Consider the following 523-nt stretch of genomic DNA (forward strand, 5'->3'; position numbering starts at 1 on the left):
TCCCGATACTGTGGTGCAGCAAATAAAACTACATATATTCGATGTTCGGCATTTATGGAAACAGCCGAATCATCTATTCCCCAATTGAATTATGATAACATGATTCAACCAATAATTACATTAAAAACCATTTGTCAGACACTCCCACTATCGGATTTACAACTCAAACACGCCGATGGATTCGACGTGTGAAGTCTGTGCAAACATATTCATTACGCCTGCGGATTTGAAGTTGTATCCCTTATTTACCAAGACTTCCGCGTCGCGCGCAAAAGTTGAAGGGTTACATGAAACATATACGATTCTTTTCGGCAGATATGGAGCGTGTAGCAATTTGACAACAGCATAAGCCCCACTCCTTGGCGGATCGAGTAATATTTTGTCGAACACACCCCATGAGGCTACTGTTTTTTCATCTGTATCGAACAAGTCTGCCGTCTTAAACGACACATATTTTACACAACTGTTTCGAAGAGCGTTTTGTTTTGCACGTAAAACAAGCGAATCCAGACCTTCAATACCT

General features: G+C 40.9%; 1 pseudogene. It reads right to left on the reverse strand.

Annotated features, from left to right (window positions below):
* Positions 1–156 precede the first annotated feature (156 nt).
* A pseudogene (locus ACTHUR_RS18085) lies at positions 157–523 on the reverse strand (23S rRNA (uracil(1939)-C(5))-methyltransferase RlmD); the annotation flags it as partial.

The organism is Neisseria sp. P0021.S007 (genome assembly GCF_051956855.1).